Here is a 23,992-nt window from a genome sequence, read left to right as displayed (position 1 = left end):
CCTGATGGGTGTGACCAGTAGGGACCGCGGAATGCATTAGCCCCCCAGCCCCCCGGGGTTTTTACCGGTCAACCAGATTTAATGAGTCAAACATCAGGGCAACTGAAGGGCCGGCGCTATGCCGGCCCTTTTCATATTCAGCCTCACTCCGCTATTGCCATCGTAAGTTTTGCCGATTCCATCGCACAGCCGGATCACTTTTCACATTTCCCGTTACGAATGCCTCTTTTCCGACGCATCGCTTGCTGTATCCTTTTTGCAGGATGACTACAGACCTGATCGATCTCCGTGCGGCCCGAACCGCTGATTGCGAGGCGCTTGCAGGCATTCACACCGAAGCCTGGCTCGGCGCCTATCGTGGAGTCCTGCATGGCGTCGACCTTCAAAAAATGGTTTCGCGCAGAGGCATTGGCTGGTGGCGCGGCGCGCTTTCGCGTGGCGTCAACATCAGAGTTCTAAGCATCGCCGACGTCCCGGCAGGCTACGCGACTTACGGACCGTGCCGACTGCGTGGCACAGGCATGGACGGGGAAATCTACGAGCTGTACTTGAAACCGGAATATCAGGGCCTTGGATTTGGGCGAACTCTCTTCACCAATGTCCGCGAAACTCTTGCCTCCAAGAACATGGCAGGTCTGGCCGTTCAGGTTTTGAGCGACAATCAGCCAGCACGAAATTTCTATCGGGCCATGGGCGGCAAGCTGTCGGCAAAGTCCTGGTACAGGATTGGCGGACGGCGTATGGAGCTCTCCATTTACACCTGGTTGCCCGACATTCCCTGATACTTGCCAAGGTCGTTTTCGAACTCTCTTGACCTTGGCGTTTGGTGAACCGGTCACGTCTCGAAATGTTTCAGCGGATCAATGCAAGACCCCGGGCTTGCCCTCGATAAGCGGGCCACGGGAGCAATCGTGCTTTCCGGCAAGCCTGTCTGCGACGTTCCGTGCAAGAACATTGGCGTTTTTGTTGGCCTGCGCATCGATCCGGGCAATCTGGCAAATAGCTCCCCCCGGATCAAGCTGGGTAACGATCAGAACACTGCCGGTCTTCCCGCTGTCGTCCAGGGTCGGAAACCAGCGAAGGATCGTTGCGAAGGCAACTCCATCCCGCAAACGCCACTCCAATGTCTCGTTGATCGTATTGAAATTCGGCAAGGTCTGCGCCGCTGCAGGTTCACGAGCGGCGGATGGGCCGAAAGAAACAAACATGCGCAAGTCACCTTCCGCGACATAAACCTTCTGCCCCTGGAAGCCTGAACACTCCCACGAACCACCAAAGGTGCCTTCTTTGGATGCTGGTTCCGTTTGGGAGCAATCCTGCAGCCGGATCTTTGTGTAAGTGCTCGTGATTTCAGCCGCTTCTGCGCCAGTCCCCTGCCCTTCCAGCACTGCTGCGGAAAAAATCAGGAACGCCAACTTCTGGCACAGGTTGAATTTCCCCATCGACGCACTCTCCTAAATCAGCGGCTGTCATCATAGACACACTTTCATCAATTAGGTGCAATGCAATAATTAAAGGCTTGAACTTCTCGGGCTGGATTGCGATAGACGGCGCAAAGATCAACAGGAGTTTTGCGATGCGTATCGACGCTGTGCCGATTGGCAAGAACCCGCCGGAAGACATCAACGTCATCATCGAAGTGTCGATGGGCGGCGAACCAATCAAATACGAAATGGATAAAGAAGCCGGCGCGATGTATGTCGACCGGTTCCTGTACACCCCTATGCGGTACCCGGGGAACTACGGCTTCGTTCCGCATACGCTGTGCGGCGATGGCGACCCGATCGATGTGATTGTCGTCAACCAGCGCCCGGTCGTGCCTGGCGCCATCATGAACTGCCGTCCGATCGGCGTTCTGCTGATGGAAGACGAGTCCGGCCAGGACGAAAAGATCATCGCTGTTCCGACCCACAAGCTGACCAAACGGTACGACAACATCAACGATATTGCCGACCTGCCGGAAATCACCATCGCCCAGGTGAAACACTTCTTTGAACACTACAAGGATCTGGAACCGGGCAAGTGGGTCAAGGTCACCGGCGTCGAGGGCATGGAAGCAGCCAAGAGACTGGTTTCTGAGTCTATCGTCCGCGCACAAAAAGAAGCTGCCGAATAAGCTGCCAGACGATTTTATGACGAGGCTGTCGCATGATCTAACGGTCGGCGGCAGCCTCGATTCTTTCCATGTCCTGATCGGACAGACCGAAGTGATGGCCAATTTCGTGGATCAGCACATGCGCAACCACGTCGCCAAGAGGATCATCCATAGCGGCCCAGTAATCCAGGATCGGCCTTCTGAACAACCAGATCCGGTTCGGCATCTGGCCGGTTCGATCAGAATCGCCACCCTGCGCAAGTCCCTGGCCTTCAAACAATCCCAGAAGGTCATGAGGGTCTTCAATCGACAGCGCATCAAGGACATCATCTGGCGCATAGTCGGCAAGGCTGATCTGCAGATGTCCGCAGCGCAGCAGAACATCGTCCGGCAATCCAGCCAGAACCTCACTCGCCATTGCTTCGAAATCGGCAAGACCGGGTGCCTTGCGCTCAGACCAGTCGCTACGGCTTATCGGTTGGACAGACGCCATACTGCTTCCCTTGACCCGTTTTTCAGCAAAAATCCTACCTAAAGGTAGGTAACGACGAGGTAAATCACCAGTCCGACAGCAAAAATGGCACCTGCAATCCGGCCGATCCGGGTGCCCCAGACCTCGATGCGGTCCTCTTCGTCCTTGTCAGCGGCACTGAGATGATCCTTGGCGCGGTCCGCCATACGCACGAATGTCGAACCGGTGATGGTCTCGCTTTCCGCCTGCGCGCGGTCGATGGTTCTCAGCGCTTCTTCGCGCTGCTCTTCCTTTGGGTGCTTTGGTCCGCTCATGCGTTTAAAGTGGCTTCATTCTCACGTCGATTCAACACAAAAGCGGAAATCAGTGCCAGCAGGGCAACACCGCCGGATGCGACAGCATTCCAGCCGGCAAAGGAAAGACCGAACATGCGCCAGCTTGCTTCGGTGCAGCTGACAATGCGGGTGGACTGCAGTGCCTGCAACATGTTGGCTGCGGAAGCCGGAGCTGCTCCCCCTCCACCGCAATCATTCGGACCGGCCCAGAACCCCCATTCAGCGCCAGACTGGTAGATCCCCAATCCTGACCCGTAGGCGAAGATCGCTGCAACAGCCAGAAGCACGATGGTGGCCAGACCGACCCGCCTCTGCGTCATCAGGATAATTGCCAAAGCTGCAAGCGGCAGTCCGACATAGTAGGGGACGCGCTGTTCGAGGCAGAGCTTGCACGGCAGATATCCGCCAATCAGCTGGTATCCCCAGGCCGCAGCAATCGCAGCGGTTCCACCCAGGAACCCCAGGACGGTCAGATTTCGCGCTACACGCTCTGAAGACATCACACCACCTCTATCTCTTTAAATATACCGCAGAAGAACAAAAGCTCCGACCAGCAACACCACAAACAGGGTGAACATCAGGCCAAGCCGTCTTTCGATGAATTCCTTGATCGGCGGACCGAAAAAGTAGAGCAGTGCAGCTACGACGAAAAAGCGCAAGCCCCGCGACACAATACTGGCCAGAATGAACACCGGCAGGCTGAGCCCGGCGACCCCGGAGGCAATCGTGATGACCTTGTATGGAAACGGTGTCAGCCCTGCGATGAAGACAAACCACCAGCCCCAGTGATTGAACACCGCACTGAACTCATCGAACTTTTCCATTTTTCCGTAAAAGGAAAGAATGGGTTCGGCGACCTGATCGAACAGGAACATTCCGATCAGATATCCGAGAATTCCGCCGGCAACCGATGTCAGCGTGCACAGGAATGCGTACCACCAGGCACGTTCACGCCGAGCAATGACCATCGGGATCAAAAGAATGTCCGGAGGGATCGGAAAGACCGAACTTTCGACAAAGGAAACGGACCCCAGCGCAACGGGCGCGCGCGGTCCGGCAGCAAGGGACAAAGTCCAGTCATAGAGGCGTCTGATCATGGCGCTTCCCATAGCCGCGATGGCACAAAAAGTCACCTAGAGAATTCTTGAAGTCGTCACGATGCCGCACACAAGGCACCCATGGCAGTCGATCACCTGCGGACAAAATTTCTCGGCTTCAATATCTGAAAACAGTTTTGGAGAGAAGATCCGGTCGAAACCAGGCGCACTTGAGCATTCCTGCGAGCGCATCATGCGCTCGGCACAGTTGGTCGCAGATTGTGCAAGGAAAGTGGTGCCCCCCGCCGGAATCGAACCGGCACTCCCGAAGGAACGGGATTTTGAATCCCGCGCGTCTACCAGTTCCGCCAGAGGGGCAACTGACACCGGAGAGCGTGCCTATCATGGGCCATTGAAGGATGCAAGCGGCCCATCGCACAAAGTGGTTGGTCTTTCCACTACATAACGCCCCACCGGGCCAACCGGTTTCCTGCAACTTTAGCCTTTGTCTTAACTGTTCCTTTGCGATAGCGGGAGAAATCGGCCTGTATCTCCCGATTTCGGAAGGAAGTTCTGCGACACTTAAAGTTCATATCAATTCCGGCCATGCACACTGGCCTGAAACATTGACGACGACTGGACAGTGAGTTGGCACAGAACACACAAAAATCCGCCTCCGCGTACACACCTCGGGACGATGAAGCCGCTCTGGTGGAAAAACTGGGCCTTCTAACGCTGGAAGCAGCACAAGCCCATGCAGTTGGCGGACTGTTTACTCAGTCACGCCTGGACAAGAACTCTCTCGAACCGTCGCCGATCAGCCCGGACTGGATCCTTGAAGGCAATCCCGAGGCCAAATGCAAGAACCTGTCTCAGATCGGAGATTGCTGGACGGTTATCGATCACTGGTCCTGCACGAAGGGAAAGTTCGTCTGGCATTACTTTTTTGACGAGACCATTCTCATTCTCGAAGGCGAAGCAATGATTGTGGACGAAAATGGCGTCGAATATCTCGCCGTTCCGGGCACGACGGTCTCTTTTCCGGATGGGTCGAAAGCAACCTGGACGGTACCAGAATATGTTCGCAAGATCGCCTTCAATCAGAAATCGGTTCCGAGTTACCTGCACACGTTCTGCCGCGCGGTGAACAAGGTGCACCGCAAATTGTTCAGGTAGAAACTGCCCACACATGAGCCGGACGCATCGGACAACACTCCGCTGCGTCATTAGCCGGCTTACAAAAGTGCAAATTGTGCACCTTTTCTGGACAAGAGCGCTCCGCTTGGCTAGAAATTTTTCATGTCAAAATCTGCACGTGAAATCGAGCTCAAGCTTGAACTGGATCCAGGTGCGCATGACGCGATGAAACGCGTCGGCGTCATCGAAGGATTTACAGCGAGCAAATCCACTACCAAAACGCTGCAGTCGATCTATTTCGACACCCCTGACCAGGCGCTGCGCAAGGCAAAAATCTCGCTCCGGGTTCGCAAATCCGGTCGAAACTGGATCCAGACAGCCAAACTCGGAACAGGCGTCATGGGCGGGCTTTCCTCGCCCATTGAATCGGAGCACCAGGTCAAGGGCCGCGCGCTCGATTTCTCTGTTATCGAGGATCCGGATGTTGCCAGGAAGCTGACGGAGACAGTCGGCGACGGTTCCCTTCAGGAGTGCTTTGAAACCGTGATGAAGCGGACCACCCGCATCCTCACACGGGAGAGTGACGATACCGAAATCGAGATTGCATTCGACACTGGCAACATCCTTGCCGGAGACGGCAGTCAACCGCTTGTCGAACTTGAACTCGAACTCAAATCGGGACCAAGCCATTCGATTTTCGAGGCGGCCAAGGCATTGGTGAAGGATACTCCCTTCCGTTTTTCACCCTATAGCAAAGCCGAGCGGGGCTACCGGTTTGCCGAGGGACATCAGGCAACCCGACCCGAACCGTTTTTTGCCGACCCGATCACCTTTTCCGCAGGAAGCAGTGTTGAACTGGGGTTCCGAGACGTCCTGAGGTCCTGCCTCACACAGGTCGCTGAAAACAGGATCGCAATTCTGGCGTCCGAGGACCCGGAAGGACCACACCAGCTACGTGTCGGCCTGCGCCGGCTGCGCAGTGCTTTCCGTCTGTTCAGGCCGGCCCTCAATCCGGCGACGACACTTCCGCTTGACCAGATGGCGCGTACGATTGCCGCTGAAGCCGGCGCCTTGCGCGATCTCGACGTCCTGATTGATGAAATTGTGGCTCCGTTGATCGACAAGGCACCTGAGAGCCTTTCTCTCGATGCACTTCTCAACAATCTCAATGCGTCTCGTGGACAGGAAACGCGCAAGGCACTGGTCGACCATTTGAAGTCAGCTGAAGTGAATGCCTTTCTCCTGGACCTTGCGGCCTATACGGAAGGCCGGGGCTGGCTGGATCCGGAAAACTTTGACCAGACAGGGCTTTTGGCGCAACCGATTGAAGCCTTTTCCAGCAAAGCACTCGCCCGGCAATGGAAGAAGGTCATGAAGTACGGCAAGCGGCTGGAAGAGCTATCGATCCCCGAACGCCATGAAATGCGCAAGGCGATGAAGAAGATGCGGTACGGCATCGAATTTTTCGGTTGCCTCTACCCGCAAGACACGGTCAAACCGTTCCTCAAGCGCATGAAGAAGCTGCAGGACATTTTCGGGTATCTCAATGACGTCGCAATGGCGGAACAGCTGCCGGAAAAATGCAAGGTGAGCGGAGCGAGGACATTGGAGATTGTGCAGGCCATCGGATTTGTGATCGGCTGGCATGAATCACAGTGTCAGACCAAATGGCAACATGCCAAAGGTTATTGGGAAGCAACCCGGTCAACGCCAAAATTCTGGACATGATCGGAATTGGTTCGACGCGGCAGGATCTCGACGGTTTCGAGGACGACGAACCTCAAAAGCCTAGCCACTGCCGTTGACGACAAGCTGCATCCGGTCTGCCGCCGCGCGCGCCCGCGTGTACTGGAGTGGGGTGCCAGTCATATCCAGATTGACACTTTCGACAACCAACACGGGCTGCCCAAGTGGAAGTCCGAGCTGTTGCGCGTCCCGCGCCTCCACCAGTTCGGCTGAGATCCGTGTCTCCTTGCGGCGATAATCGTCGATACCGGCGCGCCGCAAGGCTTCGGTGATCGAACCGCAATCGGCATAATCGGCGACCAGGTTCGGAACCTTCGACTGTTCGAGCCAGCTGGTCCCGATCATCATCGGAATACTATCGGCAACCCTCAGCGTTTCCAGTCGGATGAGCATCGTCCCCAGCGGCACGTCCAACTGATTGGCCAGCAGCGCGTCGGCCTCTTCCAATGCCGACCCGATCAACCGGCCACTTGGAGCACGGTCCTGCCCAGACACAATTTCGGAAAACCGGGTACGCGGACCGATCGGGTAACTGAGCGGCGCAGAGGCGACGAAGGTTCCCCGGCCCTGATCCGCCCGCAAGATACCTTCGCTTGTCAGAGCGGCAATCGCCCGGCGCACCGTATGCCGGTTCACGCCAAAGCGCGTCGCCAACTCCGACTCGGGCGGCAATCGACTGCCCTTTTCGAAAGCACCGCTGACGATTTCCGCCTTCAGCGTTTCCATGATCTGGCGCCAGACGGCGATGCCTGCACTGCGGTCAAGAATGGTGTTGTTCGTCATGTGACCGTCATCAAATTTCGGTACCAAAGAGTCAATCAGTTTATTTGTATAGACAAATAGACAAATCAAAGCTAGAAAACTTCAACACTCTCCTCCCAAGACCGCCAGCAAAAGGCGTGCCCATGACCGAAGCCACCTCCACCACTCCTATCGACGGTGCCACAGGCATCCGGCAGAAAAACATGGCGACCCTGGCCGCCGCTTCGCCGGAAGCTGTCGCCGAACGGTTCGAAACCCTGTCACTCCCGTCCTATGAACTCGTACGCCAGCCCGAGACCGGCCTTGTGATGGTACGCGGTCGCATGGGCGGAACAGGCAGCCCCTTCAATCTCGGGGAAGTCACCGTAACGCGCTGTGTTGTGCGCCTGGATACAGGCGAAACCGGCAGCGCTTACGCCCTTGGCCGCAACAAGACAAAGGCGCTTCAGTCCGCGGTGATTGATGCACTCTGGCAGCGAAGCGAAGTCCGGGCCCAGATCGAAACCGACATCATCGCCCCGCTTGCAGACGCACAGTCCGGTGAGAAGGAAAGTGTTCGCAGCGAGACGGAAGCCACCAAAGTCAACTTCTTCACCATGGTGCGAGGAGACAACTGATGACAATCACAGCAACAGGACGGCCCGCGGAAGGCACACCACTCGCCGCAGGCCTGCAGGATCCGGTTCATGACGCACAGACCTGTTTCCGGGCGATCATGGATGTCATGGCAAGACCCGGAGACAGACGGCTTGTGAACACGGACGGTCTGACACCGCCTTCCCCATTGACGCCGGTCGCAGCCGCTATCGCGCTTACGCTGTTCGACTATGACACGCCAATCTGGCTCGATCGCCCGCTGATGACATCAGAACCGGTCAAGGCATTCCTGCGTTTTCACACTGGTGCACCCATTGTCTCAGAACCTGTCGATGCCGCCTTTGCACTTGTCGCAGATCCTGAACACCTGATCCCTTTGGCAAGCTTCAACCAGGGCTCGGCGGAGTACCCCGATCAATCGACAACCGTGATCCTGATCGGACAGGAATTTGACAGGGGCCCCAAAGTGAAGCTGGAAGGCCCCGGCATAAAGGACTTCACAGCCTTTTCGTCATCTCCCGTTCCCCCGGTTTTCTGGGATCAGGCCATCAGCAACAGCAGGCAGTTCCCGCGCGGCATCGACCTGATCTTTGCCGGAAAAACGAACGTGGCAGCCCTGCCTCGCTCCACCCGTATCACGCTCACGGAGGCATGAGCCATGTATGTTGCCGTTAAGGGTGGCGAGAAGGCCATCCGCAATGCTCACAAGCTTCTGGCAAAGCGCCGCAGGGGCGACACTTCGGTTCCTTCGCTTACATTGGAGCAAATCGCACAGCAGCTGTCCCATTCCGTTGCCCGTGTGATGGGCGAAGGATCTCTTTACGATGAGACCCTCGCCGCGCTTGCCATCAAGCAGGCACGCGGAGACCTGATCGAGGCAGCCTTCCTGATGCGCGCCTATCGCACAACCCTGCCAAGGTTCGGCTACAGCCAGCCGGTCGACACCGCGAAAATGTTAGTGGAACGGCGTATTTCGGCCACTTACAAGGACCTGCCCGGCGGACAGGTTCTCGGGCCGACTTTTGACTACAGTCACCGCCTTCTGGACTTCGCTCTGGCAGCTGAAGAAGACGCAAGTGACGTTGCCGTTGAGACCGCGCCCGCAATGGACGAGACGATGCCTCGCGTGACGGATCTTCTCGGAGACGAGGGACTGATGGAACCTGATCCGATTTCCGATGAAGGTGCTCCGGTCGGCGACCTCACCCGCGAACCGCTGGCCTTCCCGGCAGATCGTGACCTTCGCTTGCAGAACCTTGCAAGAGGAGACGAAGGTTTCTTGCTGGCGCTCGCCTATTCCACTCAGCGTGGCTATGGCCGCACGCACCCTTTTGCCGGCGAGATCAGATACGGCGAAGTTGAAGTCGAGTTCTTTGCGGAGGAGCTGGGCTTTGCCGTGACCCTAGGCACTATCAAAGTGACCGAGTGCCAAATGGTCAATCAGTTCCAGGGGTCAGCCAAGGCCGCTCCGACTTTCACGCGTGGATATGGATTGGTCTTCGGCCAGGTTGAACGCAAGGCCATGTCCATGGCTATGGTCGACCGGTCCTTGCGGTGGCAGGAACTCGGCGAGGAGCAGACCGCGCCCGCCCAGGACGTTGAATTCGTCCTTTCGCACTCAGACAACATTCAGGCGACCGGTTTTGTCGAGCACCTGAAGCTTCCGCACTATGTCGACTTCCAGGCGGAACTCGATCTTGTTCGCCGCATGCGCGACGAATGGTTCGAGAAGCGTCGGCAGGAAGAAAACGGCGAGACCGCTCAGGAGGCTGCGGAATGAGCCGTGGCCTCAGCCATATCACCTTCATCGTCAGCGACCTTGAAGCGATGACGCGCATCCTGACCGATGTGTTGAAGGGCCGGCAAATCTACGAAAGCGGCGAAGACACCTTTTCGCTGTCTCCGGAAAAGTTCTTTCTGGTTGGCGACGTCTGGGTTGCAATCATGCAGGGCGATGCTCTTGCTGAGCGCAGCTACAATCACGTTGCTTTCAAGATAGAGGAAAGCGAATTCGAAAGCCGGCTTGAGACCATCAGAAACCTTGGTCTCGAGTTCAAGCCGCCCCGCCCGCGCGTCGAGGGGGAAGGCCGGTCGATCTATTTCTACGACAACGACAACCATCTGTTCGAGCTGCACACCGGAACCCTGGAAATGCGGCTTGAAAACTATCGTCAAATTCTGCTGGAGCGGAGGACCGCACCATGAACGACACGGCTCAGATCTACGATCAGGGCGAATACAATTTCGCTTATCTGGATGAACAGACAAAACGCATGATCCGCCGAGCGATCCTGAAAGGCATTGCCATTCCCGGCTATCAGGTTCCCTTTGCCTCCCGCGAAATGCCAATGCCATATGGCTGGGGCACGGGCGGTGTGCAGGTAACGGCTTCGATCCTCGGCCAGGACGATTGTCTGAAGATGATCGACCAAGGATCGGATGACACCACGAATGCAGTCTCATTGCGCGGTTTCTTTGAAAAGACCGCCGGCGTCAGGACAACCTACGAGACTTCGGAAGCGACAGTCATCCAGACGCGTCACCGGATCCCGGAAAAGACGCTCACGGAAGACCAGGTTCTGGTTTACCAGGTTCCGATCCCCGAACCGCTGCGCTTTCTGGAACCGCGCGAGACCGAAACCCGCAAGATGCACGCCTTGGAAGATTACGGGCTGATGCACGTGAAACTCTATGAGGATATTGCCAAGAACGGTCACATCGCCACCACCTACGCCTATCCGGTCAAGGTCAACGATCGCTACGTGATGGACCCGTCGCCGACGCCCAAGTTCGACAACCCCAAGATGGACGAGATGGCGGCTCTGCAGCTGTTCGGTGCCGGACGGGAAAAGCGCATCTATGCGATCCCCCCCTTCACGAAGGTCAAGAGCCTCGATTTCGAGGATTATCCCTTCGAAATTCAGAAATTCGACAAGCCCTGCGGGCTCTGCGGTGCGGAAAACGTGTACCTCGATGAGGTCATCCTCGATGACCAGGGAGGGCGCATGTTTGTCTGTTCCGACAGCGATTTCTGCGAAGAACGGCGTGCCAACGGCCACCTTGGCCCGATGGCCGCGGACCCTGCCGCAGCCCAGATCGGCAGCAACGTGAAGGAGACGGCCCAATGAACGCGTTGATGCCTGAAGAACCACTCCTGCAGGTTCACAATGTCACCCGCTACTATGGCGACAGGATTGGCTGCTCGAACGTGTCCTTCGACCTATGGCCGGGGGAAGTTCTGGCAATCGTCGGCGAAAGCGGGTCGGGGAAGACAACTCTTCTCAATTGCCTTTCCACCCGACTTGCCCCGACGGCCGGTGCAATCGAATACCGCATGCGTGACGGCTCCATGCGCAATCTCTATCAGCTCACCGAGGCCGAACGCCGGTTGCTGATGCGCACCGACTGGGGATTTGTTCATCAGAACGCCGCCGACGGACTGCGCATGAACGTATCTGCGGGCGCCAATGTCGGCGAACGGCTGATGGCGGTTGGCGAGCGCCACTACGGCAATATCCGCTCGACGGCTGACGACTGGCTGGGCCGTGTCGAGATCGAAAGTGACCGGATTGACGACGATCCGCGCTCGTTTTCCGGCGGCATGCGTCAACGCCTTCAGATTGCCCGCAATCTCGTGACCCGTCCACGGCTGGTCTTCATGGACGAACCGACCGGTGGTCTCGATGTTTCCGTGCAGGCCCGTTTGCTCGACCTCTTGCGCCGACTGGTGGCTGACCTCGGACTGTCCGTAGTGATTGTCACCCATGACCTGGCGGTCGCCCGTCTCCTGTCACACCGGATCATGGTGATGCGCCAGGGCAATGTTATCGAGAGCGGCCTGACCGACCAGGTGCTTGACGACCCGCGCGAGCCATACACCCAGTTGCTCGTATCCTCGATCCTTCAAGTCTAAGCGGAGTGCAACGAATGCCTGTCCGTCTTTATCTCAACAATGTCGGCAAGTCCTTCACCATGCATCTGCAGGGCGGCACCGTGATACCGGTCGTCGAGAAGGTCGAGTTCTCGGTCAATGAAGGCGAATGCGTTGTCCTGGGCGGCCCGTCCGGAGCCGGCAAGAGCTCGATCCTGAAAATGATCTATGGCAATTATCGCTGCGACGAGGGTCAGATCCTCGTGACGATCGGCGACGAAATCGTCAACATCGCCGGTGCCGAGCCGCGCCAGGTTTTGAAGCTGCGCGAAAACACCATTGGTTATGTCAGTCAGTTTCTGCGGACGATCCCCCGTGTCTCGGCCGAAGATGTCGTTGCCGAACCCTTGATTGCACAGGGCACCAGCGAAGCCGAAGGGCAGGACACCGCCCGCGCTCTGCTCGCCCGGCTGAATGTGCCGGAGCGTTTGTGGACCCTTCCTCCAGCGACTTTTTCAGGCGGAGAACAGCAGCGGGTCAACATTGCCCGTGGTTTCATTGCCCATTATCCGATCCTGTTGCTGGACGAACCCACCGCCTCTCTTGATGCCGCCAACCGGGCCGTGGTGGTCAGGCTGGTGGAAGAGAAGAAGGCACAGGGCGTTGCCATGGTTGGCATTCTGCATGATCAGGACGTTCGCGAAGAGATTGCCGACCGGATCATCGACGTTACCGGCTTTGCCGCGGAGGTTGCAGCCTAGCCTGTTGACAAGAAACACTTGCAGGTGACGGAAAACTGTCACAGAACAGTCACTCCCCACCTGTAAGGCCATCACCTCGGCCACCCCTAGATCGAAGTCGTGATTCTGAACCATGCGCTACGCCATCTATTTTGCCGCTTCAGCTGAAGACCGCCTGATGCAGTTGGGCAATGCCTGGCTGGGCCGGGATCCATTTGCTGCCAGGGACCTGCCTCAACCGGCGCTCGACGGACTGGATGCTGAACGGTTTCATGCGCTCACCGGCAATCCTCGCCGATACGGCTTTCATGGCACGCTGAAGGCGCCTTTTCATCTGCATCACGACAAGACCGAAGCAGGGCTTGTGGCAGCCTCCAAGGAATTCGCCAGCCTTGTTGCCCCTTTTGAAATTCAGGGATTGGCGGTCAATCGCCTCGGAAAATTCCTGGCCCTGACACCAGACCAGCATGAGCCGGAGCTTTCTGCTTTCGCGGCAACATGCGTTCGCCACTTTGAGACGTTCAGGGCACCGCTTTCCGAAACTGACTTGCTGCGGCGCCGGCAAAGCAACCTGACACCCCGGCAGGACGCCTATCTGGTCGATTGGGGGTATCCATATGTCTTTGATGAATTCCGCTTCCATATGACCTTGTCGAACAAGCTGGAAGATGACAGGGACGCAGAGCTGCTTGCAGCCAATGCAAAGTCACATTTCAACTCCGTGACCGGGTGCCCGAGAACCTGTAACAGCTTCGCCCTCTATTTTGAGCCGGAACGTGGGGCCCCCTTTGAAGTCCATTCTGTGTTTGAACTGACCGGCGATATTGCACCGGTCGAAGCCGAGTCACGATCCGTTGGCGTGACGTCCAAGGAGACAGCATGAGCACGCATCCCAAATCCTTCAAGAACGCCAGACTTGTTGTGGCCGATGAAGTGATCGACGGGTCTCTGACCGTCGACAGGGAGGGTCGCATCGAAAACATCGCCTCTCCAACAGAGACCGACGGGCACGATTGCGAAGGCGACTATCTGCTTCCCGGACTGGTCGAGTTGCACACCGACCACCTGGAAACCCACTATGCTCCGCGCCCCAAGGTACGCTGGAACACGGTTTCGGCCGTTCAGGCCCACGATGCTCAGATTGCCTGTGCGGGCATCACCACCGTGTTCGACGCGCTCCGGGTCGGCATGGATGAAGATGCCGATCTGACTTACCAGGATATGAGATCACTGGCCGATGCCATCGAAACCGGTCAGCGGGAACACAGGCTGCGCGCAGATCATTTCATTCATCTGCGCTGTGAAGTGTCTGCGCCGGACGTCATGAATGCGTTCAAGGTGTTTGAGGAAGATGACAGCATCCGGCTGATATCCCTGATGGACCACACGCCCGGGCAGCGCCAGTTTGTCTCTCTCGACGCCTACAAGATCTATTTCAAGGGCAAAAAGGGCTTCTCGGATGCCGAGATGGACGCGTTTATCAAACGCCGCCAGGAAAAGGCCAGCGCGCTCGCGCCAGAACATCGCAAGCAGCTTTCCGATCAGGCCGGCAAACGCGGCATTGTCATTGCCAGCCATGATGACGCCACCAGCGAGCATGTCGAGGAAGCTGTCGCCCTGAACACGCGGATCGCGGAATTTCCGACCACGGTGCAGGCGGCGAAGGCCTCTCATGAGGCTGGCATGGCCGTGCTGATGGGGGCCCCGAACGTCGTTCGCGGCGGCTCTCATTCAGGCAATGTCTCGGCGCGCGAACTGGCCGAAGCAGGATATCTTGACGTTCTGTCTTCAGATTATATCCCGGCATCGCTCCTGCAGGCCTCGTTTCAGCTGGCTGAAGAAATCGAATCGATTTCACTTCCCAAGGCGGTCGCCATGGTGACGTCCAATCCCGCGAAGGCAATCGGGCTCGATGATCGCGGCTCCTTGTTGCCGGGGCTCCGTGCCGACCTTGTTCAGGTCAAGCTCGTCGGGAACGTGCCGATCGTTCGCGGTGTCTGGCGCGAAGGCAAGCGGGTTGCCTGACATCATGACGGAACCCTCCGCAAAGTTGGGCCCAGGACGAATGGTTCTTGTCGTCGGTCCAAGCGGCGCGGGCAAGGATACGCTCATGGCCGCACTAAAGGCACGGCTCAAGAACCACTCCGGCGTACACTTTGCCCGGCGCGCAATCACGCGCGAGGCCGATGCGAATGCCGAAGATCACGACACGCTGACCCGGTCCGAATTCGACCATCTTGTGAAGTCGGGAGAAACTGCTCTTTCCTGGGAGGCGCACGGGCTCGGCTACGTCATTCCCAAGTCCTATGATGGAGCCATCTCCTCCGGCGACACGGTAATCGCAAACGGCTCTCGCAAGGTCCTCGGCCAGTCCGCAGCCAAGTATCAAACAGCAATTGTCCTGCTGATAACCGCTCCGATCGATGTGCTGGCGGAGCGCCTGTCCGCACGCGGACGCGAAAGCATGGAGGACATTCGAAAGAGACTTCAGCGCGCCGACCTGGAGCCCGACAATGTTCCAAATCTGATCCGGATCGAAAACACCGGCACGATTGATGAAGGTGTCGCAGAAATGGTCCAAGCCCTTGAACTGTAGTTACCTGCAGCTTGATGATCACTGCCTCTGAGCTTTTTCATCGGAATGCAGTTCAAATATTGCGAGCAAAATTCAAGACAGCAACTAAAGATAAATTGTATATAGTAAGAAATTACAAGTAAACGCAATCAATCTCCAAACAATTTTGAATAAGCAGCACAGTCGCTTAAGCTATATCCATTGCATGACATCTGACTACAAACAGAGTCCAACGGATATGACCGAGGCGCTTTTTGATAAATATGGCGGCTTCAAATTTGTCAGCCGACTTGTGTTGTCCTTCTACGACAAGGTTCTCGACTCTGATCAGGTCGGTGACTACTTCGATGATGTCGACATGCCGCGACTTATCGATCATCAGACCAAATTCGTCTCCTCGCTCCTTGGTGGCCCGGTTTCCTACACGGACGAACGCCTGAAGAGAGCACACGCCTCTCTCAACCTGACTTCGGCTGATTTCGATGAAGTCCAGCGCCTGCTGCGAGACACGCTTTCCGAACACGGCATCGAGTCTCAGGACATAGATATCGTCATGGCCGAGGTTGAAGCGCGGCGCGGTTCAATTCTGGCGGACCGCGCGTCATGAGCATTGCTGCGATCAACGAGCAGCTGCTGCGCGCGATCGGTGTTGGCATTGCCGTTGTACGGCGCAAGGATCTCAGGTTCCTTTTCACCAACGAACCATTCGCCGAGTGGTTCGGCAAACCCGAACCCAGGTCATCCCTGCCCGAAGTCCTGCAAGATATCGACATGGACGACGTCAAGACCGAGATGGAAAGGAACGGTCGCTACACCGGTGAACTGCAGGTTAAACGCAAGCGGCGAACCTTGATCATCGCCCTGTCCATATCCTGCGCCAGCGCTGAGGCACAGGACTTCTATGTGGTCGAGTGCCAGAACATCACCCGGATCCGAGAGCTGGAATCGATGATTGACAGCTATTCAGCCATGGTGGAGCGCAACACCCGGGAACTGGAACGCGAAAAGGAACGCGTGGAGCGCCTTCTTTTGAACCTCATGCCTCGGTCCGTTTACGAAGAGTTCAAGACATTCGGCGTTGTCACGCCGCAGCTCTACGATAGCGTCTCGGTGGTGATGCTGGACTTCGTGGACTTCACGAGGTTCGCCGCCGAGCACGACCCGACGGTCACGCTGGGGGAGTTGAATGACATTTTCACCGCATTCGACAGGATTGCGGAACAGTTCGGCTGTGAGCGGATCAAAACCATTGGCGATGCTTATCTCGCCGTTGCAGGCATGCCTGAACCGTCGCCGGATCATATGCGCGCGGTTGCCAATTGTGCCGTGCGATTCATCCGCTACCTGGACCGTCGAAACCAGAGCCATCAATACAAGTGGGAAGCCCGCATCGGCCTCGGCACCGGCTCTGCCGTCGGTTCAGTGGTCGGCATCCAGAAATACGTTTACGACGTCTTTGGCTCGGCGGTTAATCTCGCAGCGCGCCTGCAGGAATTTGCCAAGCCAATGTGCATTGTCGCGCCCGATGAGATGAAGGAATTCCTCGTGGATGAGTTCCATCTCGTCGACCTGGGCAATCAGGACATACGCAGCTTCGGCGAAATGCGCCTGATGCGGGTTACACCCGGCATTGAGCTTGCCCGAAAAGCCCGGCAGTTCTAAGGGCCAGGCGAGACAGGCGGATTTGCTCAGGCTGAACTCAATTGTCGTTTTTCTTCTTGCCGAAAACGTTGCCAAGCAGGCCTGACGGCAGACCAAAACCTTCTTCCACCGCCTTCAGCACTTCTTCGTCATCCACATTGCCTTCTATGACTTTCTGGACATCGATCTGTGTCCGTCCTCCGGTTGCGCGATTGATAACCTGATTGGCTGTGTCCACGAGCTCTTCCGATGGGGCCTTCTTGCCCTGCAGGATCGAGATCAATTCACCACCGGTTTCCTGAAGCTGCTTGTAGGCGGCCTCCGGGTTTTCCAGAATGCCGGCGATATCCGGATAGATGCGCGGATCGCTCCACGGACCCTCGATCATGATCGGCACGCCCAGCCCCGACATTTTCTTGTCTTCGCCCTTGCGGCGCGGCACAGGAGCCTGACCTTCCAGTGTTGCAACAATCCTTGGCTCGACCCGCCAGTTAAGGCTTTGCTTGGGCAGATCCGTCTTGCCCTTGCCCGTCATACGCACCAACGGACCCGCCATGGCAAGGTCTTCTGTCCGGGCGACGCCGTCGGCAATCTTGAATGTAGCTCCGAGTGAACTGAAATCGGTCTTCTCGGAAGGGTTCTCCTGCCACCCTAGCAGAGTTTCGACAGACAGGCCGCGTACCATCTTGGGGACATTGATGCCGCGGATCGCACCGTCGATGAACTCGAAATTCGCATCGCCGTTCAAACCCTGAACCAGTGCCTGTTCGCTACCACCTTTCGAACTGACGGTAAGATTGATCGCCGAGGTTCCTTCGATCCAATTGAAATCCGCCGCATCGCGCAGCAGCGGATAGGCATCAAGCCCGGAAAGTGAGAACTTCGCCTCCACCTCGGGCGTCGCCGCCGCTCCATTCAACGTCACGGTTCCGGTTCCGGCCCCGTCGTAAAGGGCAAGTTTTTCAAGCTTGGCGCTCAGCACACCGTTCTGAATGGTGGTTGAAAGAGCACTTTCATCAATCTTGATCTTGTCCCAGCGAATTTCGCGTGTTGTGACCTTGAAGTCGACATCAACTGCCTTGAGTCCGGAAAAGTCGATAGGGTCGGAACTCCAGCCGGAAGCACCGCCTGAGTTGCCACCGCCGTTGCCGCTGTTCGAACTCCCTGAAGATCCCGAACTGCCACCTGCGGCTTTGGAACTGCCGCCAAGATAGGGGTCAAGAACCAGCTCGCGCAAAGCCATTTGGGCGGTCACCTTGGGCTTCCCGCCAAACTCAACCCGCCCGTTTGCTTCACCGGAGGTCTCATCGAGAGTGAAGCGGGTTTCTTCGAAGGAAATGGCATCTCCATGCATTCCGAAGATGCCCGAAGCCTTGAAGGTCTTCAGCCCGTCTCCGGCTCCGATCGACTGCCCCATCCAGGTCATCAGACCTCGCAGGTCTGCCGTCTCGACACGCATGGCACCATCGACGTCACCGTTCATCGCAGCCTGGCCATCAAACCCGGCGCTCACTCTGCTGCCTTTGACGGTCACCGAGACCGGAGCGGCGTCTCCGGCAAGCAGACGCGCTGTGTCGGCCTCACCCGTCAGGCTGAAGCCTTCCCCGCGCCAGGAGAGCGCTCCGCTCAGGGAAACCGGGTTTTCCAGACCTTCCAGATCAACATCCATTGCAAGATTGGTCAGCCGGTCAGCCTCGGGGTCGCCACCAACGGCGGAAGCCAGACCCAACCCACCGATTTCGCCTTCGGCAATGGAAACCGAACCATTGATATCGAGCCCTGCCACAAGCTCTTCACCGGTGATGCCGACGGTCTCGAATGCCAGGTCGGCGCTCAACTTGCCGCTTGCAGGCAGGTCCTGTCCGGCAAGCAGCAGCAGATCTGCGATGGAACCTTCCTTCAGAACCAGCCGTCCTGAAATTTCCGGCAGCAACCCTGAAAGATCGGCATCTGCGGCACCTCCGAGAGACAGCTGTCCCAGGACGACATGCAGGTCCGCGACAGAGACGGCAGCCTCTGAACCGGAAATTTTTGCGTCAACGGAAAACGCGCCCGGATCTGTCGCCAGGTTCTGGCCAGCGAGTGCCGCAACGGCCTGAAGCGACGGTCCGCTTCCTTCCACTGCGAGATTTGCCCGTGCCGGTTCCATACCGGCATCGCCCGAGACCGTGACGGTGTTTTCGCCGGTGGAGACAGTCAACGAAACCGGCACTTGTTCTCCGCCGACCAGCCCGAGCGGATTGGTCAGGGAACCGGAAACGTTGAGCGGAATGTCCTGCAACGAGAAACTGGAGGTCAGATCCGCGTCCCCGGCAAGATCCGGGGCCCGAAGTGTCAGATCCAGATTGCTGATCTTGATCGGCGATGCAGAAGCCTGATTCTTGTATGTGACAGACCCTCCGGTAATACGGAAGCTGTTGACGCCGATGCTTTTCAGGTACCCCTCGGACGAGGTGACTGCAGCAGGCTGTTCTCCGGTCGATGGCGTACCGGAGGCGTTCTGCTGCGCGGACGTCGCAGCTTCCGAGGCCACTGGAGCTTCGGCTGCCAGCCTCCGGCGCGGTTCCCAACTGGTGCGCCCGTTCGCGCCGATTTCCAGATAGATATCCGGCTGGTCGAGCGAAATGCCGTCCACCTGCACGTTGCCGGAGATCAGCCCGTCCCAACCGAGCGTGAATTCGACCCGCGAGGCCTTCGCAAACTCCACCCCGTCGGCACCCGCTTCTCCTGCGATGCCGATATCCTCGGCAACAAGCGAGAATCTGGGAAACAAGGACAGGGAAACAGGGCCGTCCAGCCGGACACGCCACCCAAGGCGCTTGTCCACCTGTTCAACCACCTGACGCTTGATCTCTTCCTTGGGCAGGAACATCGGCACCACCAGAAGGATGGTCGCCAGCACGATCACCAGGCTGCCCAGACCGATCAATAGCCGTCGCATTTTAGAGCGTCTCCCTTGCACGAATCGGCCCCAATGTAGACCAATACGCCGTCAAAAATGCCCTCTGAATTTGACAAAAGCAGGAAATTTGCCGTTTCGCACTCATGGATGCGGCTCCCGCATTCGTTGAATGCAGGAACATCTCTCTCTTTCAGGGCAACAAAACCTTACCGCACAGCGAAAGCACGGTTTTCCGTTTCAGGCAAGGCCGTTCCACTCTGGCACGTCGGTTTCAACCGAACGCAGCCATGTGATTGTCCCAGGAATAGCCTGGTGGCCGGGCCAGAATTTCCGCTGGCTCTTCGGCGTCCCCCACATATGACAGGCCACCATTCCCGTCGGATATCAGGAAACTGCCCTGATCAATTGGCGCAATGCCGCAGCCGTCCGGAACCGTCTGCGCTCCAAGAAACGCACCATCTGCCACGCTCCAGAACAAGGTCCGCCCCCCGCGAGGCGCTGACGTCGCGATCACGTCACCAGCTGCATTGGCAGTCACCGAACCGATGTAATTTTTCAACCGCGATGCGACTGTCTCCGGCATCTCCAGAAGTTTCGGCAATTCATCACGAGAGAAAACTCCGACCAGAGGCGGCGTCTCACTCAGCGACCCCTCAAACTGACCGCCGACCCAGGCCCGACCATCTGCATCCAGTGCCATGTGCCTTAGAGACAGTTGGTGAAGAGAAGCGTCAAGACCATGTCGTGCCAACAGATCTCCGCTCACCGCCTCAAGAAAAACCACGGAAGGAGACATGGTCTCCAGGTTCAGTTTTTCCCGACCTTTGTCCGGATGCGTCTCAATCCCGCCATTGGCTACAATCAACGTCTTTCCGTCGTGAGACAGAAGGATGTCGTGTGGTCCGACACCATGGGTATCCAGCTCGCCAATTCGCCGGGTTTGCGGCCCGCTTGCGTCATAGACCCCGACCACGCCACGGGCAGCATCGAAGTCATTCTCGACCGCATAGAGCAACCTGCCGTCTTTGGAAAAACAGCCGTGACCGTAAAAATGTCGACCGGGCTCCGCGGTCAGCACTTCAGGTTCAGCGTCTTCGAACGGCCGCAGAACGATCAGAAAGGTTCCAGGGCGTCGGGCGAATGCCGCGAGACGCGTTGCATCAGGTGACACGGCAACACCGTGTCCACGCCCGGGAAGTGAAATCTGGGCAAGCACCTGACCGAGATCATCCAGGATACCGATCCCGAATTCGCCATTGGCCTTCTTGTAGGCACTGGCAAAGAGTGGCTCACCGCTCGCCGCATCCTTGTTCAACAGGCTGTCGGCCAGTGGTGAACCGGAAAACGCTGTTGCAGCGGCAAGGCCGCCGAGGGCTGACAGGAACCTCCGCCGCGAAAGCGTGATCGACCGAGAAACAGACCTAGTCGCCATCCAGGGCATTGAAGCCTCCGGCAAGTTCCAGGGCCCCGGCAACTTCCTGTGCCATCATGTCTCTGATCGCGCCCAGTGTAACGGCAAGTGCGGCCGTCAGATTATAACTGCCATTTTCACCAAATGTCTGGCGCAATGGCGGTGTCAGCTTGTCCAAATAGCTTTGCGCATTCTTGAATTCAAAGCCCAGAGTATCAAGAACCCAAGTGTCGCTTTCCGACATCAATGGTTTCAGATCCATGCTGTGAATGGCGTCGCGGATTCCTGACAGTTCGCTCGACAGGTAATCAACCCCGTTTCTGGAACGCGAAAAGGGAAACCGGCGCGGCTTGGCTTTTTCAGCAGATGTCCCCAAGGCAGGCAGGATATCCTGATCCCGCATGACGATCACGCCGGTCACCAATGCATTGAAAACAGTTTCAAGAGCTTCCTTTGAAGAGCGAAACCTTTCATTGTCCGGGCCTGCCGACAACAAAACGGAACTGTATCCTTTGGGGTCTGCCCATTCTGTGTTCAGTTCGTTTGCGATGGATGCGACGTTGACGGCAATCGCTGACGCGTAGCCACAGTCGAACTCTCTGGTTTCCTCGGAATCGCCGAGTACGACTTCTCCATATTTGTTGAATGCAATCAGCTGCAGGGCTGTCAGCCCCTGGAGTGCAACACTCTTGTCACGAAGGGTCTCCGGCGAAAGAACGGCGGGGTCCTGGGCCGCATATATCTTTCTGATTTGACGCATGGAGATCCCTCTCGGATCCGGCATGAACGCCAATCTGCTGAGGCGATCTTCTTCAACGAGCGGCCCGAACCTGAGAAAATGAATTCGGGAAAAGTCGCGCACCGTTTCTGAGAAGACTTCCTGAAATCCTGTGAGCGCGGCCTTTTTGTTCTCGGAACAAACGGCCGACACCGCATCGGGAAGCATTGCGGAACTTTTGGAAAACTCCGCCATTGCGGGTCGGACATAGTCAACAATCATATGCTCAAGAGGAGGATTGAACTCCTCTGAAGCTGCAGGAAGTGCAAGGCAAGCTGCGATTGCCGCTATCACCAAACGTCGCATTACAAGGACTCCAAGAACCGAATAAGTGAACGACGGTCATCAGGTGCAAGAGACACGACATCGTCTCGAGCCGCTTGTGCTTCGCCGCCATGCCACAAGACTGCCTCCAGCAGGTTGCGGGCCCGTCCGTCATGCAGGAACCGGGTGTGATTGTTGACTGTCTGAGTGAGACCGATACCCCAAAGCGGCGGTGTGCGCCACTCCTGTCCGTTTGCATCGCCGACCGGGCGGCCATCTGCCAGTCCCTCACCCATGTCGTGCAGCAACAGATCGGTATAGGGCCAGATCAACTGGAACTGATGCGCAGGGTTTTCGGCATCGCGCCGCGTGACGTATTTCGGCTGATGACAGGAAACGCATCCGGCTTCGTAGAAGATCTGCTTGCCTCTCAGGACTTCCGGGTCGTCAACATCGCGGCGCATCGGGACAGCCAGGTTTTCCGAATAGAAAGTCACCAGATCCATGACCGGGTCCGGGGCTTCAGACGGGCCAAGTTGGGCCTGTTCTCCGTGGGGCAATGACCGGCACTCCTGTTGGGCATCGGTGCAGTCGCCGTAATTGTCGGGCTTGTAAGGAGTGCTGATGCCGATATCACCGGCAAAAGCACCTGCCGTTTGGGCCCGTATCGTCGGATTGGAAGCCTTCCAGCCGAACCGGCCGATTGTCAGCTCGCCGGTCTCCATGTCCCGGACCTGGCTGACTTTGCCGGAGATGCCATTGCCATCCAGGTCGTCCGGATCGGCGAGGGCTTCGATATCACCTGGATGTATGGCTTGCAGAAGCCCCAGACCGATCATCGGCGGCGCAACGCGCGGTGAAGTCATCGCATCGGCGTGCATCTCACCAAAGCCAAGGTCACGGATCCTGTATGTCGGTTTTTGCAGAATGGCGGTTTCGCCACCGTTCAACTCGACTTCAATCTCCTCAAGCTCGATATCGAACTTACCTTCAGCCGAGAGACCCGGAACCGCAAAAGCCTGGAACTGCCCACCGTAAGTCGGTTCCGGAACCGACAGGATCTCTTTTGCTTCGAGCGCTTGCCGGTCTTCATCGCTCTGAGGCGGGATGGAAAGACGCAGAAACAGGGACACCGCTTCATCGCCGGGGCGCGGAGGCCGTCCGCGGCCGTCCTTCAAATGGCATCCCTGACACGACCTGGCATTGTAGAGCGGACCCAGGCCGTCGGACGCCTGCGTCGACGAGGGAGAAGACGCCCAAAGCTTCTTGAAGAGCCCGTTGCCGACCTTGAACGTATGCTGCTCTTCGAAAGTCAGATTGCTGTTGGAATGAGAAAAGGCATCCCTGTTGGGCCGTCTTGTCGACGTTCCCGCACCACCTTGCATGGGTTCAAAGAGTTCCGGTTTCTCGAAGTCCACCGGGCCTTGAAGCACCTTGGCGGCCTTTGACTTGTCCCTGGTGGACAGGTCACTTCGGTGAGACAAACTCTCTTCTGCAAACGCAGAAGATCCGGCAGAAAGAAAAATAGCCAACATCGCGCCGGAAACGGCGCTGGTCACGGGGGCCAGTCCCATAAGTCGCATCCTGAAATGTTGTCCGCGAGCCCCAATTCGCAGACATGAAAGAAAC

General features: G+C 57.2%; 26 protein-coding genes and 1 tRNA gene. 16 read left to right on the top strand and 11 right to left on the bottom strand.

Features of this window, described 5'->3' with window-relative positions; translation table 11 throughout:
- Nucleotides 1-242 precede the first annotated feature (242 nt).
- Entirely contained in the window at nucleotides 243-782 is a 540-nt protein-coding gene (locus tag ABLO27_RS24805; RefSeq protein ID WP_353036747.1) for a GNAT family N-acetyltransferase, read from the top strand.
- 78 nt (nucleotides 783-860) lie between these two features.
- Here the strand turns inward: ABLO27_RS24805 and ABLO27_RS24800 are convergent, their stop codons facing one another.
- Nucleotides 861-1,442: a hypothetical protein gene (locus ABLO27_RS24800; RefSeq protein ID WP_353036745.1), complete on the bottom strand. Its 582-nt coding sequence runs from the start codon at nucleotides 1,440-1,442 to the stop codon at nucleotides 861-863.
- Nucleotides 1,443-1,576: 134 nt separating this feature from the next.
- On the opposite strand from ABLO27_RS24800, the gene ppa reads away from it, so the two are divergent.
- Nucleotides 1,577-2,116, top strand: a complete 540-nt coding sequence (ppa, locus tag ABLO27_RS24795) for an inorganic diphosphatase (protein ID WP_353036743.1) — start codon at nucleotides 1,577-1,579, stop codon at nucleotides 2,114-2,116.
- 37 nt (nucleotides 2,117-2,153) lie between these two features.
- Here ppa and ABLO27_RS24790 read toward each other — a convergent pair whose 3' ends face one another.
- The 5 genes from ABLO27_RS24790 to ABLO27_RS24770 all read right to left on the bottom strand — a co-directional run bounded on the left by ABLO27_RS24790 (nucleotide 2,154) and on the right by ABLO27_RS24770 (nucleotide 4,317).
- The gene (locus tag ABLO27_RS24790) at nucleotides 2,154-2,588 is read right to left on the bottom strand and encodes a metallopeptidase family protein (RefSeq protein ID WP_353036741.1); all 435 of its coding nucleotides are present in this window, start codon (nucleotides 2,586-2,588) and stop codon (nucleotides 2,154-2,156) included.
- A 38-nt stretch (nucleotides 2,589-2,626) separates the two neighbouring features.
- On the bottom strand, nucleotides 2,627-2,881 hold the full coding sequence (locus ABLO27_RS24785) for a hypothetical protein (protein ID WP_353036740.1): 255 nt from the start codon (nucleotides 2,879-2,881) through the stop codon (nucleotides 2,627-2,629).
- On the bottom strand, nucleotides 2,878-3,402 hold the full coding sequence (locus ABLO27_RS24780; RefSeq protein WP_353036738.1) for a disulfide bond formation protein B: 525 nt from the start codon (nucleotides 3,400-3,402) through the stop codon (nucleotides 2,878-2,880). The genes ABLO27_RS24785 and ABLO27_RS24780 overlap by 4 nt, the downstream gene beginning before the upstream one ends.
- Before the next feature lie 18 nt (nucleotides 3,403-3,420).
- Entirely contained in the window at nucleotides 3,421-3,999 is a 579-nt protein-coding gene (locus ABLO27_RS24775) for a YqaA family protein (RefSeq protein WP_353036736.1), read from the bottom strand.
- 233 nt (nucleotides 4,000-4,232) lie between these two features.
- Nucleotides 4,233-4,317: transfer RNA gene (locus ABLO27_RS24770), tRNA-Leu, on the bottom strand.
- Between the two features lie 270 nt (nucleotides 4,318-4,587).
- On the opposite strand from ABLO27_RS24770, the gene ABLO27_RS24765 reads away from it, so the two are divergent.
- Nucleotides 4,588-5,115 carry a cupin domain-containing protein gene (locus ABLO27_RS24765; protein WP_353036734.1) on the top strand — a complete coding sequence of 176 codons (528 nt, stop codon included), beginning with the start codon at nucleotides 4,588-4,590 and terminating at the stop codon, nucleotides 5,113-5,115.
- A gap of 123 nt (nucleotides 5,116-5,238) precedes the next feature.
- On the top strand, nucleotides 5,239-6,804 hold the full coding sequence (locus tag ABLO27_RS24760; protein ID WP_353036732.1) for a CYTH and CHAD domain-containing protein: 1,566 nt from the start codon (nucleotides 5,239-5,241) through the stop codon (nucleotides 6,802-6,804).
- A gap of 60 nt (nucleotides 6,805-6,864) precedes the next feature.
- On the opposite strand, the gene phnF is transcribed toward ABLO27_RS24760, so the two are convergent.
- Nucleotides 6,865-7,605, bottom strand: a complete 741-nt coding sequence (gene phnF, locus ABLO27_RS24755) for a phosphonate metabolism transcriptional regulator PhnF (protein WP_353036730.1) — start codon at nucleotides 7,603-7,605, stop codon at nucleotides 6,865-6,867.
- Nucleotides 7,606-7,727: 122 nt separating this feature from the next.
- On the opposite strand from phnF, the gene phnG reads away from it, so the two are divergent.
- From phnG to ABLO27_RS24695, 12 genes are all read left to right on the top strand, one after another.
- A complete protein-coding gene (gene phnG, locus ABLO27_RS24750; RefSeq protein WP_353036728.1) occupies nucleotides 7,728-8,201 on the top strand; it encodes a phosphonate C-P lyase system protein PhnG in 474 nt (157 codons plus the stop codon).
- Nucleotides 8,201-8,836 carry a phosphonate C-P lyase system protein PhnH gene (phnH, locus tag ABLO27_RS24745; RefSeq protein ID WP_353036726.1) on the top strand — a complete coding sequence of 212 codons (636 nt, stop codon included), beginning with the start codon at nucleotides 8,201-8,203 and terminating at the stop codon, nucleotides 8,834-8,836. Before phnG ends, phnH begins: the two co-directional genes overlap by 1 nt.
- A 3-nt stretch (nucleotides 8,837-8,839) precedes the next feature.
- Entirely contained in the window at nucleotides 8,840-9,961 is a 1,122-nt protein-coding gene (locus ABLO27_RS24740) for a carbon-phosphorus lyase complex subunit PhnI (RefSeq protein ID WP_353036724.1), read from the top strand.
- Entirely contained in the window at nucleotides 9,958-10,386 is a 429-nt protein-coding gene (gene fosX / locus ABLO27_RS24735) for a FosX/FosE/FosI family fosfomycin resistance hydrolase (RefSeq protein ID WP_353036722.1), read from the top strand. The genes ABLO27_RS24740 and fosX overlap by 4 nt, the downstream gene beginning before the upstream one ends.
- Entirely contained in the window at nucleotides 10,383-11,309 is a 927-nt protein-coding gene (locus tag ABLO27_RS24730) for an alpha-D-ribose 1-methylphosphonate 5-phosphate C-P-lyase PhnJ (RefSeq protein WP_353036720.1), read from the top strand. Before fosX ends, ABLO27_RS24730 begins: the two co-directional genes overlap by 4 nt.
- 8 nt (nucleotides 11,310-11,317) lie before the next feature.
- A complete protein-coding gene (gene phnK, locus ABLO27_RS24725) occupies nucleotides 11,318-12,094 on the top strand; it encodes a phosphonate C-P lyase system protein PhnK (protein WP_352947686.1) in 777 nt (258 codons plus the stop codon).
- Between the two features lie 14 nt (nucleotides 12,095-12,108).
- A complete protein-coding gene (phnL, locus tag ABLO27_RS24720) occupies nucleotides 12,109-12,813 on the top strand; it encodes a phosphonate C-P lyase system protein PhnL (RefSeq protein ID WP_353036718.1) in 705 nt (234 codons plus the stop codon).
- Between the two features lie 112 nt (nucleotides 12,814-12,925).
- Nucleotides 12,926-13,675, top strand: a complete 750-nt coding sequence (locus ABLO27_RS24715) for a DUF1045 domain-containing protein (protein WP_353036716.1) — start codon at nucleotides 12,926-12,928, stop codon at nucleotides 13,673-13,675.
- Nucleotides 13,672-14,817 carry an alpha-D-ribose 1-methylphosphonate 5-triphosphate diphosphatase gene (locus tag ABLO27_RS24710; protein WP_353036714.1) on the top strand — a complete coding sequence of 382 codons (1,146 nt, stop codon included), beginning with the start codon at nucleotides 13,672-13,674 and terminating at the stop codon, nucleotides 14,815-14,817. Before ABLO27_RS24715 ends, ABLO27_RS24710 begins: the two co-directional genes overlap by 4 nt.
- Before the next feature lie 4 nt (nucleotides 14,818-14,821).
- Nucleotides 14,822-15,388 carry a phosphonate metabolism protein/1,5-bisphosphokinase (PRPP-forming) PhnN gene (phnN, locus tag ABLO27_RS24705; protein ID WP_417714842.1) on the top strand — a complete coding sequence of 189 codons (567 nt, stop codon included), beginning with the start codon at nucleotides 14,822-14,824 and terminating at the stop codon, nucleotides 15,386-15,388.
- 217 nt (nucleotides 15,389-15,605) lie between these two features.
- Nucleotides 15,606-15,974 (top strand): group I truncated hemoglobin, encoded by a 369-nt coding sequence (locus ABLO27_RS24700; RefSeq protein WP_353036710.1) that lies wholly within the window; start codon nucleotides 15,606-15,608, stop codon nucleotides 15,972-15,974.
- Entirely contained in the window at nucleotides 15,971-17,029 is a 1,059-nt protein-coding gene (locus ABLO27_RS24695; protein ID WP_353036708.1) for an adenylate/guanylate cyclase domain-containing protein, read from the top strand. The genes ABLO27_RS24700 and ABLO27_RS24695 overlap by 4 nt, the downstream gene beginning before the upstream one ends.
- 37 nt (nucleotides 17,030-17,066) lie before the next feature.
- Here the strand turns inward: ABLO27_RS24695 and ABLO27_RS24690 are convergent, their stop codons facing one another.
- The 4 genes from ABLO27_RS24690 to ABLO27_RS24675 form a co-directional block, all read right to left on the bottom strand.
- Nucleotides 17,067-19,949 (bottom strand): AsmA family protein, encoded by a 2,883-nt coding sequence (locus ABLO27_RS24690; RefSeq protein WP_353036706.1) that lies wholly within the window; start codon nucleotides 19,947-19,949, stop codon nucleotides 17,067-17,069.
- Between the two features lie 232 nt (nucleotides 19,950-20,181).
- Nucleotides 20,182-21,342, bottom strand: coding sequence for a DUF1513 domain-containing protein (locus ABLO27_RS24685; RefSeq protein ID WP_353036704.1), 1,161 nt, complete (start codon nucleotides 21,340-21,342; stop codon nucleotides 20,182-20,184).
- The gene (locus tag ABLO27_RS24680; RefSeq protein WP_353036702.1) at nucleotides 21,332-22,405 is read right to left on the bottom strand and encodes an imelysin family protein; all 1,074 of its coding nucleotides are present in this window, start codon (nucleotides 22,403-22,405) and stop codon (nucleotides 21,332-21,334) included. Before ABLO27_RS24680 ends, ABLO27_RS24685 begins: the two co-directional genes overlap by 11 nt.
- Nucleotides 22,405-23,946, bottom strand: coding sequence for a di-heme oxidoredictase family protein (locus ABLO27_RS24675; RefSeq protein ID WP_417714841.1), 1,542 nt, complete (start codon nucleotides 23,944-23,946; stop codon nucleotides 22,405-22,407). Before ABLO27_RS24675 ends, ABLO27_RS24680 begins: the two co-directional genes overlap by 1 nt.
- Nucleotides 23,947-23,992 lie beyond the last annotated feature (46 nt).

The organism is Roseibium sp. SCP15 (genome assembly GCF_040329435.1).
In the GTDB taxonomy this organism is placed as follows: Bacteria; Pseudomonadota; Alphaproteobacteria; order Rhizobiales; family Stappiaceae; genus Roseibium.
The sequence above is the reverse complement of the archived record's forward strand: the minus strand, read 5'-3'. Positions and strand labels throughout refer to the sequence as shown.

What these genes read in the sequence shown, in the direction of transcription:
- ABLO27_RS24790 (WP_353036741.1), bottom strand. Translation starts at nt 2,588, where the DNA reads ATGGCGTCTGTCCAACCGATAAGCCGTAGCGACTGGTCTGAGCGCAAG.
- ABLO27_RS24700 (WP_353036710.1), top strand. Translation starts at nt 15,606, where the DNA reads ATGACCGAGGCGCTTTTTGATAAATATGGCGGCTTCAAATTTGTCAGC.
- ABLO27_RS24710 (WP_353036714.1), top strand. Translation starts at nt 13,672, where the DNA reads ATGAGCACGCATCCCAAATCCTTCAAGAACGCCAGACTTGTTGTGGCC.
- fosX (WP_353036722.1), top strand. Translation starts at nt 9,958, where the DNA reads ATGAGCCGTGGCCTCAGCCATATCACCTTCATCGTCAGCGACCTTGAA.
- ABLO27_RS24775 (WP_353036736.1), bottom strand. Translation starts at nt 3,999, where the DNA reads ATGATCAGACGCCTCTATGACTGGACTTTGTCCCTTGCTGCCGGACCG.
- ABLO27_RS24760 (WP_353036732.1), top strand. Translation starts at nt 5,239, where the DNA reads ATGTCAAAATCTGCACGTGAAATCGAGCTCAAGCTTGAACTGGATCCA.
- phnN (WP_417714842.1), top strand. Translation starts at nt 14,822, where the DNA reads ATGACGGAACCCTCCGCAAAGTTGGGCCCAGGACGAATGGTTCTTGTC.
- ABLO27_RS24690 (WP_353036706.1), bottom strand. Translation starts at nt 19,949, where the DNA reads ATGCGACGGCTATTGATCGGTCTGGGCAGCCTGGTGATCGTGCTGGCG.
- ABLO27_RS24800 (WP_353036745.1), bottom strand. Translation starts at nt 1,442, where the DNA reads ATGGGGAAATTCAACCTGTGCCAGAAGTTGGCGTTCCTGATTTTTTCC.
- ABLO27_RS24785 (WP_353036740.1), bottom strand. Translation starts at nt 2,881, where the DNA reads ATGAGCGGACCAAAGCACCCAAAGGAAGAGCAGCGCGAAGAAGCGCTG.
- ABLO27_RS24740 (WP_353036724.1), top strand. Translation starts at nt 8,840, where the DNA reads ATGTATGTTGCCGTTAAGGGTGGCGAGAAGGCCATCCGCAATGCTCAC.
- ppa (WP_353036743.1), top strand. Translation starts at nt 1,577, where the DNA reads ATGCGTATCGACGCTGTGCCGATTGGCAAGAACCCGCCGGAAGACATC.
- phnF (WP_353036730.1), bottom strand. Translation starts at nt 7,605, where the DNA reads ATGACGAACAACACCATTCTTGACCGCAGTGCAGGCATCGCCGTCTGG.
- phnH (WP_353036726.1), top strand. Translation starts at nt 8,201, where the DNA reads ATGACAATCACAGCAACAGGACGGCCCGCGGAAGGCACACCACTCGCC.
- phnL (WP_353036718.1), top strand. Translation starts at nt 12,109, where the DNA reads ATGCCTGTCCGTCTTTATCTCAACAATGTCGGCAAGTCCTTCACCATG.
- ABLO27_RS24730 (WP_353036720.1), top strand. Translation starts at nt 10,383, where the DNA reads ATGAACGACACGGCTCAGATCTACGATCAGGGCGAATACAATTTCGCT.
- ABLO27_RS24695 (WP_353036708.1), top strand. Translation starts at nt 15,971, where the DNA reads ATGAGCATTGCTGCGATCAACGAGCAGCTGCTGCGCGCGATCGGTGTT.
- ABLO27_RS24685 (WP_353036704.1), bottom strand. Translation starts at nt 21,342, where the DNA reads ATGGCGACTAGGTCTGTTTCTCGGTCGATCACGCTTTCGCGGCGGAGG.
- ABLO27_RS24780 (WP_353036738.1), bottom strand. Translation starts at nt 3,402, where the DNA reads ATGTCTTCAGAGCGTGTAGCGCGAAATCTGACCGTCCTGGGGTTCCTG.
- phnG (WP_353036728.1), top strand. Translation starts at nt 7,728, where the DNA reads ATGACCGAAGCCACCTCCACCACTCCTATCGACGGTGCCACAGGCATC.
- ABLO27_RS24680 (WP_353036702.1), bottom strand. Translation starts at nt 22,405, where the DNA reads ATGCGACGTTTGGTGATAGCGGCAATCGCAGCTTGCCTTGCACTTCCT.
- ABLO27_RS24715 (WP_353036716.1), top strand. Translation starts at nt 12,926, where the DNA reads ATGCGCTACGCCATCTATTTTGCCGCTTCAGCTGAAGACCGCCTGATG.
- ABLO27_RS24675 (WP_417714841.1), bottom strand. Translation starts at nt 23,946, where the DNA reads ATGCGACTTATGGGACTGGCCCCCGTGACCAGCGCCGTTTCCGGCGCG.
- phnK (WP_352947686.1), top strand. Translation starts at nt 11,318, where the DNA reads ATGCCTGAAGAACCACTCCTGCAGGTTCACAATGTCACCCGCTACTAT.